Source organism: Sulfitobacter sp. F26204 (genome assembly GCF_026410305.1).
Taxonomy (GTDB): domain Bacteria; phylum Pseudomonadota; class Alphaproteobacteria; order Rhodobacterales; family Rhodobacteraceae; genus Sulfitobacter.
Genome location: NZ_JAPMLQ010000005.1, coordinates 169726 through 185569, shown reverse-complemented (window position 1 = coordinate 185569; position 15844 = coordinate 169726). Strand labels below are relative to the sequence as shown.

Here is a 15844-nt window from a genome sequence, read left to right as displayed (position 1 = left end):
CTGGCGCTACTGCGCCTTTCAGCCTTGGGCAAAACGGCGGTATTCCAAATTTGCATGAGCGATTTGAAATTGGCATTGGCGCATCTGTCCCTGCATGTCTTAACAATCTGCCACCAACACAGGAGGCCAATGCTTGGTTTCCGACAAGGAGGAAACACCATGAATAAATTTATCCGCATTGCTGCTGCCGGCGCCGTCACCGCCGTCTTCAGCACTGTTGCGCAGGCGGAGGTTACCGTAAAAGTTGCCTATGACGCCGATCCGGTCTCGCTTGACCCGCACGAGCAACTCTCCGGGGGCACATTGCAGTTGTCCCATATGGTATTTGATCCGCTGGTGCGCTGGACGCAGGACCTGCAGTTTGAAGCCCGCCTGGCAGAAAGCTGGGAGCAGATTGACGAAACCACAACGCGCTTTCATCTGCGCGATGGTGTCAAATTCCACTCTGGTAACGAATTGACCGCAAATGATGTTGAATGGACCTTTGACCGCCTGAAAGAAAGCCCGGATTTCAAGGGTATCTTCAGCTTGTTCTCTGATGTCAAAGTCATTGACGACGACACATTCGACCTGATTACTTCTGAACCCTATCCGCTGGTCTTGCATACAGCGACCTACATCTTTCCGATGGACAGCAAGTTCTATACCGGTACGACAGATGACGGCAAAGACAAATCAGAGCTTGTCAAACACGGCGACAGCTTTGCGTCGCGCAACGTATCAGGCACCGGCCCCTATGTGGTAACCGAACGTGAACAAGGCGTTAAGATGGAATTTGACCGTTTTGACGGATACTGGGACACTGCGTCAAAAGGCAACGTAGACAAGATCATTCTGACACCGATCAAGGAAGATCCAACACGCGTAGCGGCATTGTTGTCCGGTGACGTTGATTTCATTGCACCGGTCCCACCAACAGATCTTAAGCGCGTTGAAGAAAACGAAGGCACGGATCTGATCACCATGGCTGGTACACGGATCATCACCTTCCAAATGAACCAGAACCGCGTCGAAGCATTCAAAGATGTGCGCGTCCGCCAGGCAATCGACTATGCCGTGAACAACGCGGGTATCGTTGACCGTATCATGCGTGGCTTTGGTACAGTGGGTGCACAGGCAAGCCCGGCTGGTTACCTTGGCCATGATGCCAATCTGAAACCACGTTTTGACGTTGAAAAAGCAAAGGCACTGATGGCGGAAGCAGGCTATGCCGACGGCTTTGAGATCACGATGCTGGCACCGAACAACCGTTACGTGAACGATGACAAGATCGCGCAAGCAGTTGCTTCCATGTTGTCAAAAATCAATATCAAAGTTGATCTGCAGACCGTGCCAAAAGCCCAGTACTGGCCCAAGTTTGACGAACGCGCTGCTGACATGATGATGATCGGCTGGCACGCTGATACAGAAGACAGTGCGAACTTCCACCAGTTTCTGACGGCCTGCCCCGATGAAGCGACTGGCAATGGTCAGTACAACTCGGGCAACTATTGTAACGCCGAAGCAGACGCTCTCATGGTTGCAAGCAATGGCGAAACTGATGCTGAAAAGCGTGGTGAAATGCTGAAAAAGCTTGAAGGTATTCTGTATGAAGAAGCCGCCTTTGTGCCGCTGCACTGGCAGAACCTCGCATGGGGTGCCCGCAAGGGTGTCAACGCAGCACCCATCGTGAACGCTCTGAACTTCCCATATTTTGGTGACCTTGTCGTCGACAAGTAAGCCAAGCGCAGGAACGCGTCCGGGGCGGGCCAACAGGTACGCCCCGGATTCTTTTTACAGGTTGTTTTTTCATGCGCGCTGCTTTGTATACCGCCCATCAGCAAACAACTCGACCATCAATAAAGTAACCAACATTTGGGTTTGGAATTATGCTCGCCTATCTCGTGAAACGTGTTTTTCAGGCCATTGCGGTAATGCTTGTCATCTCGTTGGTCGGCTTTGCCATTCAGGATAATCTGGGTGATCCGCTGCGCGAGCTTGTCGGGCAATCCGTTTCAGAAGAAGTGCGCCAACAGCTACGCGACGAACTCGGATTGAACGACAGTTTTTTCAGACAGTATTCGCGATTCCTGGGCAATGCGCTTCAAGGCGATCTTGGAACCAGTTACTTTTTCAAAGAGCCTGCGCTGGATGTTATCCTGAAAAAGTTGCCCGCCACACTTGAATTGGTTCTCGGCGCGACGCTGATCATTGTCGGCTTCTCTGTTCCGCTGGGCGTTTACACCGCGATCAAGCCGAATGCGCTTCTGAGCCGGCTCATCATGGGTGTGTCAATTGTCGGCATTTCCATTCCCGTTTTCCTAACCGCAATCCTCATGATCTTTGTCTTTTCAGTCGAACTGAACTTGCTGCCCTCTTACGGACGCGGGGATGTCGTGACCGTCTTTGGCAATTGGGATACCAACTTTGCCACGCTGGATGGTTGGGCCCATATCTTGTTGCCGTCCCTGGCGCTGGCGTCGATCATGCTGCCTCTGTTTGTGCGTCTTATCCGCGCCGAAATGATGGAAGTTCTACAAAGCGAATATGTGAAATACGCCAAGGCCAAGGGTATCCGCCCCTATCGGATCTATTTTGTTCATGCGCTCAAGAACACACTTCTACCGGTCATTACAGTGGGTGGTGTGCAAATCGGCACCATGGTCGCCTATACGATCCTGACCGAAACGGTGTTCCAATGGCCGGGTATGGGGTTCATGTTTCTGGAAGCTGTGAACCGCGTCGATACACCGTTGATCGTGGCTTATCTGATTGTTGTCGGCTTCATCTTTGTTCTGACCAATACAGTGGTCGATCTGATTTACGGCCTGGTCAATCCGACAGTTAACCTTGCGAGAATGGGCGCATGACAATGACAACAAACCCCGCAAAAGCATCCCGTTGGAGCCGGATCTGGAATTCCAACATGGGATATAGTTTTCGCCGCAATCCTGTCGCTGTTGTGTCTTTGGCCATCTTTGTTTTCATTACAGCAATGGCGTTGCTCGCGCCGATCATCGCACCTTTCAATCCTTATGATCCCGCGCAGATCGACATCATGAACAGCGAATTCCCCCCGGTTTGGATCGACGGCTCCGATGCGCAATTTGTCTTTGGCACCGACGATCAGGGGCGTGATCTGTGGTCAACGATCCTTTATGGCACTCGGCTGTCATTGCTCATCGGTCTTTGCGCGGTCATGCTTCAGGCCTTTCTTGGCATCTCTATCGGATTGATCGCTGGCTATGTCGGGGGGCGACTGGATAGTCTCCTGATGCGGATGGCAGATATTCAGTTGTCTTTCTCTACGCTCATGGTGGCAATTATTTTTCTCGCCGTGACGCAGGCGATGTTTGGCTCCGAAACATTCAATCAATACGCGATCTATTTTCTGATTGCGGTGATTGGCGTCGCCGAATGGCCACAATATGCACGAACCGTGCGCGCGACAGTGCTGGCTGAAAAAAAGAAAGAATATGTCGACAGCGCGCGCGTTCTGGGATTTGGACCGCTGCGGATCATGGTGCGCCACATCCTGCCCAATTCACTGTCGCCGATCTTTGTCATTTCCACTGTACAGGTCGCCAATGCCATCATTTCGGAAGCTTCACTCAGTTTCCTCGGCCTGGGCATGCCGCCAAGCCAACCTTCGCTCGGTTCGCTGATTTCCTCCGGCTTTGATTATATCTTTTCGGGCAGTTGGTGGATCACTGCGATCCCCGGGGTTCTATTGGTGGTTTTGGTGCTGGTGATCAATCTTCTGGGTGATTGGATGCGCGATGTCCTGAACCCCAAATTGTATAAGGGATAAACACCATGTCTCTGCTTTCCGTACGTGATCTGACAGTCAAATTTGCGATGCGCGATCACACTGTAACAGCGCTGGACAACATCAGCTTTGATCTGGCCAAGGGCGAGCGTCTGGGAATTGTCGGTGAATCCGGCGCAGGCAAATCCATCACAGGATTTTCGCTGATGAATTTGTTGAGCCGCCCCGGGTTCATTGACGCCGGAAAAATACTGTTCAGAGGCGAGGACATCGTGAAAATGCCACAATCGCGGATGCGTGGGATCCGTGGCAACCGCATGGCAATGATCTTTCAGGATCCGATGGTCACTTTGAACCCGGTTTTAACCATCGGGCAGCAAATGGTCGAAACCTTGATGGCCCATCGTACCCTCAGCAAAGCCGAAGCAGAGCAGATCGCAATCGTCAAATTGCGAGAAGTCTATATTCCGTCGCCCGAAGAACGGCTTGCACAATATCCGCATGAATTGTCCGGCGGAATGCGCCAGCGGATCATAATTGCAATTGCCCTATTGCTTGACCCCGAACTGATCATCGCGGATGAGCCGACAACCGCGCTCGACGTGACAATTCAGGCGGACATCATGGAATTGCTGCTTGAACTGTGCCAATCCAACAAGGTGGGCCTGATCCTGATCACTCACGATCTGGGTGTCGTCAGCCAAATGACCGAACGTACCTTGGTCATGTATGCGGGTAAGATCATCGAAGCGGGTCGTACCCGCGAGATCATCAATGATCCACAACATCCCTATACTCAGGGTTTGATCAACGCGCTGCCACAACAAACCAAACCTGGCATGCGGTTAAAGCAGATCCCCGGCAACATGCCGTCTTTGACAGCGATTCCACCGGGTTGTCCTTTTAGCCCGCGCTGCGAATACGTCCGTGACCATTGCCGCACAACACGACCGGAAACAGTGCAATATGCCCATGTCGAGGTTGCCTGTCATGAAGTGAGCCGCCTGCACCAGGAAAACACCGAGGAGCAACCCGCATGAAGGATATCGTCGACGATGGTCCCCTGCTTGATCTTCGGCAGGTCAAGAAACGCTTTGATCTGGACCAAGGGTTTTTGGAAACCATCAAATGGCGCAAGGGCAGGGTTATCCGTGAGCGACGGTCTGTCCATGCGGTGAACAATGTTTCACTGAAAGTAGACCGTGGCGAAGCACTCTGTGTTGTCGGGGAAAGTGGCTGTGGAAAATCTACAGTTGCCCGTTTGATCGCCGGCCTGCTCAAGCCAAACGCAGGTGAGATCCATTATGCCGGGGAACGCATTGATGACATGTCACGCCGGGCACTGATACCGTTGCGTAAAAAGATGCAGATGATTTTCCAAAACCCTTATGCATCGCTTAATTCCCGGATGAATATTCAACAGGCCTTGGAAGAGCCCGTGCGCTATCACAATCCTGGTTACAGCCGAGCCGAGATACGTGATAAAGTGGCAGAGGTCATGACCTCTGTTGGTGTCGATCCCAGTTGGTCAGCGCGATACCCGCATGAATTTTCTGGCGGTCAACGGCAACGGATTGCAATTGCCCGCGCTCTGACTGTCGATCCGGAATTCATAATAGCGGATGAGCCGATCTCGGCGCTGGATGTCTCCATTCAGGCACAGGTTCTAAACTTGATGCTTGAAGCCAAGGACCAACGCGGCCTGACCTATCTGTTCATCACCCATGACCTGAGCGTGGTTCAGCATTTTGGTACCCGTGTCGCGGTTCTTTATCTTGGGTCGGTCTGTGAATTGGCAGACACGGCAACACTGTTCGAGAATCCAAAACACCCATACACCCGCGCATTGCTGTCGGCGGTTCCACAGCTTAAGGACGACAAGCCCAATCACATCCGGCTCAAGGGGGAAATTCCGACACCAATCAATCTGCCGCAAGGGTGCCCGTTCGCAAGCCGATGCGCCTATGCAAATGATCGGTGCCGCATGGAACAACCCCGACCGGTGCAACAACCGGATGGCTCCATGGTGGCCTGTCATGCGGTTGAAGAAAACCGGATGGTTGATTAAACATCCGACGTCATAATACGGATTGCTCACTTGGATATTGCCTGGCTCAGGGACTTTGAGGCTTTGGTCGCGCAGAAAAACTTCTCGCGGGCTGCGGAGGAGCGCAATGTCAGTCAACCTGCATTTTCACGCCGCATTCGCGCATTGGAAGAAGAAATCGGCGTCAAGCTGATCAACCGCCAAACATTGCCGCTATCGCTGACGCCTGCGGGCGAGGTCTTTCTACCACAAGCCCGGATCATGCTGCGAACCTATCAAGAGACATTGGAACGCTGCCAGATCATTGATGCCGCGGGTGAGAACATAATCCGCTTTGCTACCTCGCAATCGCTTTACTTGACTCATTACAAAACCCACATAGCGCCACTTGTGGAAAAGGGTGGGCTGGACATCGATCTGAATTCGACCAGCTGGGCGGCTGATCAATTTGTGTCGGCGCTGCAGCAACAATATTGCGATGTGATCCTCACCTATTGGCATCCGGAAATGGATTACCTGGCACCTTTGGAAATCAGTAAAAGCGAATATCTGACACTCACAACCGATACCTTCATCCCCGTGTCAAAACCAGGCAACACCGGTCCATTACATGATCCCAACACAGGCACGAAAGATCCGGTATCCCTGTTGTCTTATGGTACGGTTTCTGCATTGCGTTCCGTGGTAGATTGTTCGCTGCGGCGCAAGGTCAACGGCCCAAAAATTCTGGTTGTCAACCAAAGCGCCCTCGCGATTTCTGTCAAGGCAATGATACTGGAAGGCTTTGGTTTTGGCTGGCTGCCGCAAGCATTGTGCCAAGAAGAACTGGATGATGGACGGCTACAGATTGTGGGCGACCCGGAAGACGTTCATCAACTGGAAATCCGATTATACTGGGACAGCGGCAATACCAAACCAACGTTAAAAAAACTTCGTTCGGAGATCGAGGATCTGGCACTCCGTGGAGCTCAAATGACGGCCTGAGCCATCCGCAAGTTTACGTCGCTGCAGTCCTGTCCAGTGCGCGTGCCTGCCGGGCGATCTACTTGTTCAACAATGCTGGTGTTATCAAGAGAGTTTGCCGAATACTGACAGGAATAGTTGGAGCCTTCATCTATTTAACATAAGTCTGATTATAGTGGTTCTAGGTCGCAACGGCTGCGCGCTGCCTTGAAGTGCGACTCCCCTTTCAAGATAAAGCCTCTACAATACCAGGGGCTATTCAATCCAGATCAGCCTCAGCTAAGGATTTGGCAATACCCATCCGGCTCTGGGCCGACTACACCATTGAAATGGTCGTGTGATCCGGCATGTTCAAAGCTTCACAAGTTGACGCAAACAACTTGGCAATAGGCCTTCGATCATTCAGAATGGTATCAAAAGGACTCCACAGTTGAACCGTTCTTCACGCCAGGCTCCGGCGTTTTTGCTTAACGACAGTCTGGGCTATCTGATCCGTTCTACCCATCATCAGTTTCAAAGCCTGCTTGCGGCGCGGATTGAGCCCCATGGAATTACATTGGGGATGTGGTATTTTCTTCGAGTGTTATGGGAAGAAGAGGGGCTGACCCAGCGCGAGCTTTCCAATCGGGTGGGCACCATGGAGCCCACCACCCTTGAGGCGATCAGGTCAATGGAAGGCAAGGGTTTGGTCCGCCGGGAAAGGGATTTGACGGACGGCCGCAAACGGCTGGTCTTTCTTACGGAAAAAGGAGCGGCGCTTGAAAAGGTCTTGCTCCCTATTGCCCGCGATCTCGTTGAGGATGCGGTAACCGATCTTACTACGCGAGAGCAGGCTGATCTGGAACAATTGCTTACACGGGTGCGCTCTAAACTGGTCCTGACCCGCCAAGAGACCACACAGACGGCAGGTCGCGCTTTACGCAATGACATGTCTACCCCGAAACAGGGCTGATTCAACAAGTACCAGCGCCTGCGTTCTCGAGATCCTCGGTGGTTATGCCCTTTGCGTTACTTTCCTGCGACTATGTCAACGGTGACCCTGCGAACGGTCAAGCCCTCTCGCCTGGGGATTTGACAGGCCCCAGAAACAGGAGGGTTCCGCTGCGCCACCACCAGATCCCCAGCCCGGCGGCGATACAGATCAGGGGCACGGAAACCATTGGGTAGGGAGAAACTACTGCTATCGCCACCAATAAGGCAGGCAAGCGCAATACGCCACGCATTTCCGCTTCAAGCACATGGGCCAGAATGATGACCGCGACGCAACCGCCTGCGGCGGCAATAGCGATCATGGGCAGGCTACTCATCGCCAGAAAAGCCGGATTCCAGACAAAGACAAAGGGCAGAACAAAGCCTGTGGCGGCAAGTTTGACCGCAGTGACCGCGATTTTCATCGCATCCTCGTCAGCTATGGCGGCGGCGGCAAAGGCGGCCACCGCGATGGGTGGCGTCAAGGCGGATAGCAGCGCGAAATACAGCAGGAACATATTTGCCGGAAGCACGGCAAGTTCCGCAGCTGCAAATGCTGGCCCAACCAACACGGCCGCAAGGATATAGGCGCTTGGTGTCGGCATTCCCAACCCGAGAATGATCGTGATCAAGGCCCCCAGCAACAAAAGCGGAAGATCGCCCGCCTCAGCAACCAGACTTACCAGCCCGCTGGCCTTCATTGACAGACCAGTCATGGTCAATCCGCCGATCACCAGCCCCGCTGCGGCGCAAGCACCGGCAACAGGCAGCATCCGGACGGTGGTTTCTCCGATCGCGCGCATCAGGGCCAACGGCCCCATACGTGTCTGGCGACGCAACATTGAAGACGCCAACAAGGAGAGCGTGCCAAAAACCGCCACAAAGGTTGGAGTGTAGCCGACCAAAAGAGCTGCGGTGATGACGATCAGCGGCACGATGAACACCCAGCCGGATTTCAGGGTTTCCAGAATTGGATCGGTTTCAGTGACCCCGCGCAGACCACGGCGCAGCGCGCGCAGATGTACCTGAATGTAGATGCCGAGATAGTAGAGGATTGCGGGGATAAGCGCGGCCAGCACCACACTGCGATAATCAATGCCGGTGTATTCCGCCAGGATAAAGGCGGCAGACCCCATAACCGGAGGCATTGCTGCACCGCCAGTTGAAGCCGCCACCTCTACCGCGCCGGCAAAGCGGGCGGAATAACCAAGGCGTTTCATGATGGGGATCGTCACGGAACCGGTCGTCGCCACATCCGATGTTGGACTGCCCGAGATCATCCCATACATTCCAGAGGAAATAATTGCGATTTTAGCTGGACCTCCCGGTGATCTGCCGGTCAAGGCCGCGGCCAGTTGAAACATGAAATCCGCCCCACCCGCTTTGCTGAGCAACGAACCGAACAGCACAAATAGAAACACATAGCTGGCCGCCACCTGAATAGGCACGCCAAAAACGCCATCTGTTGTATACATGAGGGTGTCGATGAAGGAGCTGAAATCGATATAGCCGTGGCCCAGTGGCGGCGGGATGATATGACCCCACAGATTATAGGCCATGAAAATCAGAACCACCGCTGTCAGCCCGAGGCCGGTCGTGCGACGGGTCGCCTCAAGGGTCAGAAACATCAACAGAGCGCCAAAGAATAACTGGCCGTCTGACAGCGGGTAAAGCAGGGTGATATGGGTTGCGAGAGACTCTCGGATCATGAAGAAATAGATCCCACAAGCCGCAGAAGAAGCGGCTAAGCCCCAATCCAGAAGCGAGGGTCTGTCCAAGGCATCATTGCTGCCTCCTACGGCCAGAAACAACAGCGTATATATCCCGCTTACAAAGAGAATTCCCACCAACAGGGCATCCGGCAGCGCATAGATATTCGCATAGACCACCCACAGTGCAAACACCGCGGAAACACCATAAAAGACATCACCCGAGGCACCGCCGAAAGACCGGCGGCGCCCTGTTCCAAAAAACCGAGAGATCACTCTATCAGACCAGCTTCACGATAGGCCTTTAACGCCCCCGGATGATGCGGTGCCGCGGTTTCACGGATCATCAATGCCGTGCTCAGAGCCTTCATCGCCGGATGCACGGAGCGAATGGAATCAATGTTGTCGATCATCGCCTTTGTCAGCGTATAGGCCTGATCCTCAGACATATCGGCACTAACCACCAGCACTGCCCCGAGTGCCAGCGTCTGGATGTCATCGGGTTGATTTTCATAGGTTCCGGCGGGAATTGTAAACTCAGCTATTGAGAATTCCTTGCCAACCGTGTTGCGGACATCCTCGGGCACATTGATCAAGCGCATATCAATCGCGTTTTCGATCTGCCGTATGGAACTATGGCCGACAAAGACTCCATTGGAAAACATATCCACCCGGCCGTTGGTCAACAGATCGGCCTGTTCCTTGGATCCTGCGCGGATAACCGCCCCGCCCCAGGCCTCGATCTTTTCAGGGTTGGCCCCGACCGCTTCCAGCATTGCTGCGGCTACTTCGCCGGTTATGTTGCCCGCGCGGTTGATTGTGATGGTCACGGGAACTTCGTTGGCGGCAATATCTGCCAGCGATTGCACACCATTTTCCTCTGCCCATTGATTGGTTGCGATGAATTGCATCGGTGCCCAGTCATAAAGATAGCTGATAGTGCGCAAGTTTTCGATTGGACCCTTGAAAGGAGCGCCCCCTGCCACTGCGATCTTCAATTCGGCATCGTGGATCAGGCCAAGTTCGGCGCGTGCAGAACTGACCAGCATGGCATTGGCAAACCCGCCCCCTGAAGTCTGATAGGTCACGGACGAGCCGTCCTCGTCGACCTTGAGCGCAGATTCCAGCCCTGCCCCCAGCAGCGTCCAGAGCCCGCCCGGACTTGCCCCGGCCAAGGTGACATTCATCTGCTCGGCCTGGACTGGCAGTGCAAAGGCCAACAGTGAAGCGGCTGCAAAAGACGTTATTCTGTTTTGTCTGTAGTGCATTTTGGTTTCCTCCCTAGATGCCACAATGCTGCGCAGTGGCGTGTGATGCGAACCGCGCGAGGATACGCGCAATCTGCGGTTTGTTAGGCTCCGCCCCTCCCGAAACCGGTCTTCTTCCTGCCTGGCATGTGCCAACACATCAGCACGGCGCTGTTGTTTGGGTTAGCTTCAGCAGGAATTGCTGCGCGCCGAGAACTTCTCGTTGCGGCATTTCTTCATGGCCTCCCTCCAGATTTACGTCATAGTGGAGCCCCTCTCCGTCCCAGTACCACCAATAGACAATTGCGCCCTGCTTATCGCGGATCGGCATCCTGAAAGTGGGAAAGGCGCGGGCAGAAGCAGGAAGCGCGACTTGGGCCACTACCTGTGTCTTAAGTCCAAGGCGATCCACCACGCTTTCCAGCGGGATCATCGCAACGAATGCGGGCGGCACGTCAAGCAGGGCCGACACATCCGCTGGACGCGTCTTGAACAATCCGCGCAGCGCCTTGATCACAGGGGGATAGCTGGGATGTTGATGGGTCAACTGAACATAGGCCAGGCCCGCATCGGTTTGCAGTTCGACAATATCACCAGGCGCGAAACGGGTCATTAGATCCACTCCTAAAGACTGTAGGTTTCGGCTGTGGACGGGTGAAACAACTCCGTCACAGCCACGTGGCGCGGCGAAAGACCCTGCCCGTGATGATATTCTAGAAACTTCTCCAGAACGTGTCGGTTCGGGGCAAGTCCATAGCTCCAGGGATCATCCCCCATCAAAGTTTGTGCCCGATTTAGCGTATCCTCGACAAAGGGCATGGTCACTTTGGTTGCCGAGGTGTCCGCCAGCGCGGTTTGAGCAAGTTGTTTGGCCGCGCTGAAACCCTTGAGCAAGGCACCAGGCAGCCAGGGATGGGCGTCGGCCAGACTGCGCCGTACCCCCAGCAGATGCATGATCGGAAAAATCCGGGTCTGGCGAAAATATGTCTCCGCCGCGCCAATTGTATCCTTCCAGAGCCGCCCCACATGGGGATGCCCCTCGGCAAAACAGCGGGGCCAGCGCGGGCCGATAAAACCGTCGATTTCTCCGGCGGCCAACATTCCGTTCAACGTGCTGCCTTCGGGCGCGTCCTGCATTGAAATATCGGGGGGCAGTGTCACTTTGATTTTTTCAGGCCGCCCTGGTGTATCCATGCCGCCCCGCACCCATTCGATGGCAGAACTTTTGACCCCATGGTGTTCATCAAGAATACCTCGCGCCCAAACATTCGCGGAAAGCTGATACTCCGCCACCCCGATACGCCGTCCCTTCAGATCTGCGGGAGTCTCGATTCCCCGATCAGTGCGGATATAGATCGAGCTGTGGCGAAACGCGCGACTGAGAAAAACCGGAACCGCGACGTAATGGGCGTCGCCCCGTGCGACAGAAATGGAATAAGACGACAGGGAAAGTTCGCTGATGTCAAAGGCCTGATGCCGGAAAGCGCGAAAGAACATCTCTTCCGGGCTCAGCAGCATCGGGATTGGGGAAACTCCATCAATGCTGACGCGGCCATCCACCAAGGCGCGGGTTCGGTCATAATCGCCCATGGCGAGAGAGAGGGATAAGGGACTCATGGGGTGCCTTTCCAAGACGGGACAGATATTTGATGTTTCAGCCCAACGGGAAGCCCCGTGCGGGCACTTTCAAGAATGGCCTGACAAGCTTCGAGACTGGCAAGCCCCCACTCACCGGTCTGAATGGGTTCTTCATCTGCACGTACCGCCCCCCACAGGGCATCGAGGACACCACCTCTGGGCCGGTCCGGTGCGGGGGCGGCGCGAAAGCTGCGGCTTGTGTCGGCGAAAATCTCGACCCCGCTTGGGGTCAATTTCAGATCGGCATGATCGCACAAGGCGATGACGGGGCCGAAATGTTCATGCTCTGTCGCTCGAGGTCCCTCGGTTTCACACATGTATGTGCGCGCCGTTTTCAGCGCGATTTCGTCCGGATGCGGAACCTGTGCAAGTGTGCGACGGGCGTTGCCATAGGCTGCGGGCGGTTTCTGTGTGCCCAGCTCGCTGATGTTGTTCATCCAGAGATCGCTGTCAAAATGGGCATATCCCGAATAGGTCAGTGTGGCGAAAGTGCCGGATTCAAACTGCATCAATGCGGAAAACGCGCCTTCTGTGGGGCGTGCGGCATCCCAGTTTCCGGTCATCGCCACCAACCGCGTCGCCTTGCTACCGGCCAGCAGGCGCACAACGTCAATCTGGTGGACCGCCTGACTGAAAATCACACCGCCCCCGGATGCCGTGGACAGTTCTTCGGGGCGGCGGGGGCGATAAAGAAAATCAGTGTAATTAAGGGCCTGAATCATGCGCAAGCGGCCAAATTCACCGCTCTCGATGATGTCCGCTGCCAATTTGACCGGAGCATCGAAACTGTGGCTTGGCCCTGTGATCAGATGAACACCGCCGGCCCGCGCCGCTGTGATGATACGGCCCCCTTCGGAAAGGTTGATGGCCAGCGGTTTGTCGACCAGAAGATGTTTGCCCGCCCCTGCCGCCAGCACTGCGTGATCGCCGTGGAATTCATGAGGGCTGGCAATATAGACCGCTTCGATGCGGGGATCTGTGCAAAGCTCTTTTATGTCGGAATAGGTTTTGCCGCCGAAATCTGATTCAAAGGCACTGCGGCTTTCGGCGCGAGGTTCGGCGGCGGCCACAAGCCGAAAGCGGGGATCGGCGCGAAACGCGGGCAACATCAAGACAAAAGCCCGGCCCAGCCCGACAACACCCAGACGGATCGGTTCAAAGGTCAAGGACCAGACCTCCTGATTTTGCGCGCGAAACGCAAATCATGATGTGATCTTCTTTCTCTTCCTCCATCAAAACCATGTCGCGATGGTCCACATTCCCGGCCAGAAGCTTGCACTTGCAGGTGCCACACGTACCGCTTTCACAGGAGCTGACCGTTGGAAGTCCGGCATTTCGCAAGGCTTCAAGAATCGACAGGTCTTTGGGAATGGTGACCTTTTTCCCTGATTTCTTCAATTCCACCTCAAAAGCGGTGTCGTCGGCCCTGACAACTTCGACAGGTTTGAAATCCTCAAAATTCACCTGACCTTCAGGCCAGTGCCCAGATATGGCGCGGATTTCTTCCATCAGGGGATTAGGGCCGCAACAATAGACAAGCAGTTTTTTGGGTTCTTCAAAATGATCCCAGAAATCGTATATCTGTTCGGGGTCGCCTTCGTCGTGGTACACCATCAACCGGCCTTCAAAGGCTTTGGTCAATTCAGGCAGATAGGCGGTTTCGGCCGCCGAGCGGGTGCAATACAGAATCTTGAATGGTTTGTTCTGGCGTGCCAGGGCATGCGCCATGGCATAGATCGGCGTAATGCCGATCCCCCCCGCGATAAGCAGATATTCCGCCCCCTCGCCCAGTTCAAAACTGTTTTCTGGCGGGCTGATCCGCAACTGGGATCCTACATCCGCCATATCATGCATGGAGCTGGAACCGCCACGGGACTGCGGTTCCCGTTTCAGGGCAATCTTGTACTGGCTCAGGTCTTGGCAATCGCTGGCCAATGAATAACGGCGCATCGCACCCGAAGGGGTTTGCACCGTGATATGGGCACCGGCGGTGAAAGCAGGCAACAGATTAGAAGTGACAGGTTCAAGGGTGAACTCACAAATTTGCGCCGTCAGGTCGCGGCGCGCGGCAACCCTGACGTCAATCATACCTGATTGGATTTCCGCCGTCATGTTATCGTCCCGATGATTCATCTTGCAATTACTTAGGATCCTAAGTAGTTAGAGTCAATAGGCGAGTTGATTCAGATCATCGATAGCCCGATTTTGAGACTTGGAGAGATCAATGCTGACACGCGAAGAAAACGACCTGCTGACCTCTGTGACGAAGGATGCACCGATGGCTCAGTTGATGCGCCAGCACTGGACTCCGGTTTGTCTGATTGAAGAAGTTGCCGAAGCGGATGGTAAACCTTTGAAGGTTGAGGTGTTGGGAAACAGTTATGTGGCCTTCCGTGATACCAAAGGGCGTTTGGGCATGCTTGATGAACTCTGCCCGCATCGAAAGGCATCACTTGTCTTCGGGCGGAACGAGGATTGTGGTTTGCGGTGCCTCTATCATGGCTGGAAGATGGACGTTGATGGCAATGTGGTGGCCATGTCTTCCGAACCTGAGGGCAGCCCTTTGATGTCCAAGGTCAAGGCGCGGGCCTATCCGGTCAAGGAATGGGGTGGTTTTGTCTGGGCGTGGTTGGGCGAACCGGATGACGTGCCAGCGTTCGATCCCCCTGCTTTTGCCCCCCGTGAAGACACCCCGATCGCAATTTTAAAAATCCGCATCCCCGCTAATTGGGCGCAGATTCACGAAGGCCAGATTGATAGCGCCCATTCCTCGTCGCTTCATTCTTCAGATATGAAACCCGCACGGGTAGAGGGCGCGGCTGCTGATGAAAAAGCCTGGTATCGCCCTTCGACGGATAAATCGCCCAAGATGCAAACCCAGACAACCAGCTACGGATTTCATTATGCAGCGATCCGCAAACCGATCAAGAATGCCGCGACCCATAACTATCTGCGCATCACAGAATTCGTAGCCCCCTATTATTCCCTGATCCCGCCGAACAACAACTATAACGTTGCCAGTGTCATCGTCCCGATCAACGACACTGAAACAGCCTTCCATTTCATCGCATGGGGCGATCGTCACACACCCACCACAGAGGAATGGCGCCGATTCAATCATGCAGTTCCCGGCGAAGATCTGGATGAGAAATGGCGTAGCAAACGCACCCTGGATAACAATTTCCTTCAGGACCGTCAGGCCATGAAGGACGGAAACTTCACGGGAGTGCCGGGCATCCCGAACCAGGATATCATCATGTGGGTCAGCATGGGACCACGGGTTGAACGCAGCACAGACATTCTGGGCGCATCCGATCTGGCCATCGTGGAATTCCGTCGCTTGATGGTAGATGCCGCCCGTAAGGTTGCCGAAGGCGGCACAGCTATTGGAACCGGATCAGAGCGGGTACGGCAAGCCTCTATCGCTTCCCATGAAGGGGTTTATGCCAAAACCGTTGACTGGCGCACGCTGGTCGGTTCAGAATAGACAAAACCGTTGCAAGACATGCTGGGTTTCGGCTCC

General features: G+C 54.4%; 14 protein-coding genes. 8 read left to right on the top strand and 6 right to left on the bottom strand.

The features are described from left to right. The first annotated feature begins 159 nt into the window (after positions 1-159). From OS190_RS13780 to OS190_RS13750, 7 genes are all read left to right on the top strand, one after another. Positions 160-1719: an ABC transporter substrate-binding protein gene (locus OS190_RS13780; RefSeq protein ID WP_267159297.1), complete on the top strand. Its 1560-nt coding sequence runs from the start codon at positions 160-162 to the stop codon at positions 1717-1719. Positions 1720-1868: 149 nt separating this feature from the next. After that, a complete protein-coding gene (locus OS190_RS13775) occupies positions 1869-2849 on the top strand; it encodes an ABC transporter permease (protein WP_267159296.1) in 981 nt (326 codons plus the stop codon). Further along, entirely contained in the window at positions 2846-3790 is a 945-nt protein-coding gene (locus tag OS190_RS13770; protein WP_267159295.1) for an ABC transporter permease, read from the top strand. The genes OS190_RS13775 and OS190_RS13770 overlap by 4 nt, the downstream gene beginning before the upstream one ends. 5 nt (positions 3791-3795) lie before the next feature. After that, complete coding sequence (locus tag OS190_RS13765; RefSeq protein ID WP_267159294.1) at positions 3796-4788, top strand: ABC transporter ATP-binding protein; 993 nt, start codon at positions 3796-3798, stop codon at positions 4786-4788. Beyond that, positions 4785-5816: an ABC transporter ATP-binding protein gene (locus tag OS190_RS13760; protein WP_267159293.1), complete on the top strand. Its 1032-nt coding sequence runs from the start codon at positions 4785-4787 to the stop codon at positions 5814-5816. The genes OS190_RS13765 and OS190_RS13760 overlap by 4 nt, the downstream gene beginning before the upstream one ends. A gap of 30 nt (positions 5817-5846) precedes the next feature. Further along, positions 5847-6779, top strand: coding sequence for a LysR family transcriptional regulator (locus tag OS190_RS13755; protein ID WP_267159292.1), 933 nt, complete (start codon positions 5847-5849; stop codon positions 6777-6779). A gap of 409 nt (positions 6780-7188) precedes the next feature. After that, entirely contained in the window at positions 7189-7710 is a 522-nt protein-coding gene (locus OS190_RS13750; protein WP_267159291.1) for a MarR family winged helix-turn-helix transcriptional regulator, read from the top strand. 97 nt (positions 7711-7807) lie between these two features. Here the strand turns inward: OS190_RS13750 and OS190_RS13745 are convergent, their stop codons facing one another. The 6 genes from OS190_RS13745 to OS190_RS13720 form a co-directional block, all read right to left on the bottom strand. Continuing rightward, a complete protein-coding gene (locus OS190_RS13745; protein WP_267159290.1) occupies positions 7808-9712 on the bottom strand; it encodes a TRAP transporter permease in 1905 nt (634 codons plus the stop codon). Beyond that, on the bottom strand, positions 9709-10704 hold the full coding sequence (locus OS190_RS13740; protein WP_267159289.1) for a TAXI family TRAP transporter solute-binding subunit: 996 nt from the start codon (positions 10702-10704) through the stop codon (positions 9709-9711). Before OS190_RS13740 ends, OS190_RS13745 begins: the two co-directional genes overlap by 4 nt. 139 nt (positions 10705-10843) lie before the next feature. Further along, positions 10844-11296, bottom strand: coding sequence for a hypothetical protein (locus OS190_RS13735; RefSeq protein WP_267159288.1), 453 nt, complete (start codon positions 11294-11296; stop codon positions 10844-10846). 11 nt (positions 11297-11307) lie between these two features. After that, the gene (locus OS190_RS13730; RefSeq protein WP_267159287.1) at positions 11308-12300 is read right to left on the bottom strand and encodes an ABC transporter substrate-binding protein; all 993 of its coding nucleotides are present in this window, start codon (positions 12298-12300) and stop codon (positions 11308-11310) included. Beyond that, the gene (locus OS190_RS13725) at positions 12297-13487 is read right to left on the bottom strand and encodes a Gfo/Idh/MocA family oxidoreductase (RefSeq protein WP_267159286.1); all 1191 of its coding nucleotides are present in this window, start codon (positions 13485-13487) and stop codon (positions 12297-12299) included. Before OS190_RS13725 ends, OS190_RS13730 begins: the two co-directional genes overlap by 4 nt. Further along, on the bottom strand, positions 13477-14433 hold the full coding sequence (locus OS190_RS13720; protein WP_267159285.1) for a PDR/VanB family oxidoreductase: 957 nt from the start codon (positions 14431-14433) through the stop codon (positions 13477-13479). Before OS190_RS13720 ends, OS190_RS13725 begins: the two co-directional genes overlap by 11 nt. Positions 14434-14545: 112 nt before the next feature. Here OS190_RS13720 and OS190_RS13715 point away from each other — a divergent pair, with 112 nt between their 5' ends. Continuing rightward, positions 14546-15808 carry a Rieske 2Fe-2S domain-containing protein gene (locus tag OS190_RS13715; RefSeq protein WP_267159284.1) on the top strand — a complete coding sequence of 421 codons (1263 nt, stop codon included), beginning with the start codon at positions 14546-14548 and terminating at the stop codon, positions 15806-15808. Positions 15809-15844 lie beyond the last annotated feature (36 nt).

Bases quoted from the DNA above. Each gene is read 5' to 3' on its own strand.
- OS190_RS13780 (WP_267159297.1), top strand. From the start codon at position 160: ATGAATAAATTTATCCGCATTGCTGCTGCCGGCGCCGTCACCGCCGTC.
- OS190_RS13775 (WP_267159296.1), top strand. From the start codon at position 1,869: ATGCTCGCCTATCTCGTGAAACGTGTTTTTCAGGCCATTGCGGTAATG.
- OS190_RS13770 (WP_267159295.1), top strand. From the start codon at position 2,846: ATGACAATGACAACAAACCCCGCAAAAGCATCCCGTTGGAGCCGGATC.
- OS190_RS13765 (WP_267159294.1), top strand. From the start codon at position 3,796: ATGTCTCTGCTTTCCGTACGTGATCTGACAGTCAAATTTGCGATGCGC.
- OS190_RS13760 (WP_267159293.1), top strand. From the start codon at position 4,785: ATGAAGGATATCGTCGACGATGGTCCCCTGCTTGATCTTCGGCAGGTC.
- OS190_RS13740 (WP_267159289.1), bottom strand. From the start codon at position 10,704: ATGCACTACAGACAAAACAGAATAACGTCTTTTGCAGCCGCTTCACTG.
- OS190_RS13735 (WP_267159288.1), bottom strand. From the start codon at position 11,296: ATGACCCGTTTCGCGCCTGGTGATATTGTCGAACTGCAAACCGATGCG.
- OS190_RS13730 (WP_267159287.1), bottom strand. From the start codon at position 12,300: ATGAGTCCCTTATCCCTCTCTCTCGCCATGGGCGATTATGACCGAACC.
- OS190_RS13720 (WP_267159285.1), bottom strand. From the start codon at position 14,433: ATGACGGCGGAAATCCAATCAGGTATGATTGACGTCAGGGTTGCCGCG.
- OS190_RS13715 (WP_267159284.1), top strand. From the start codon at position 14,546: ATGCTGACACGCGAAGAAAACGACCTGCTGACCTCTGTGACGAAGGAT.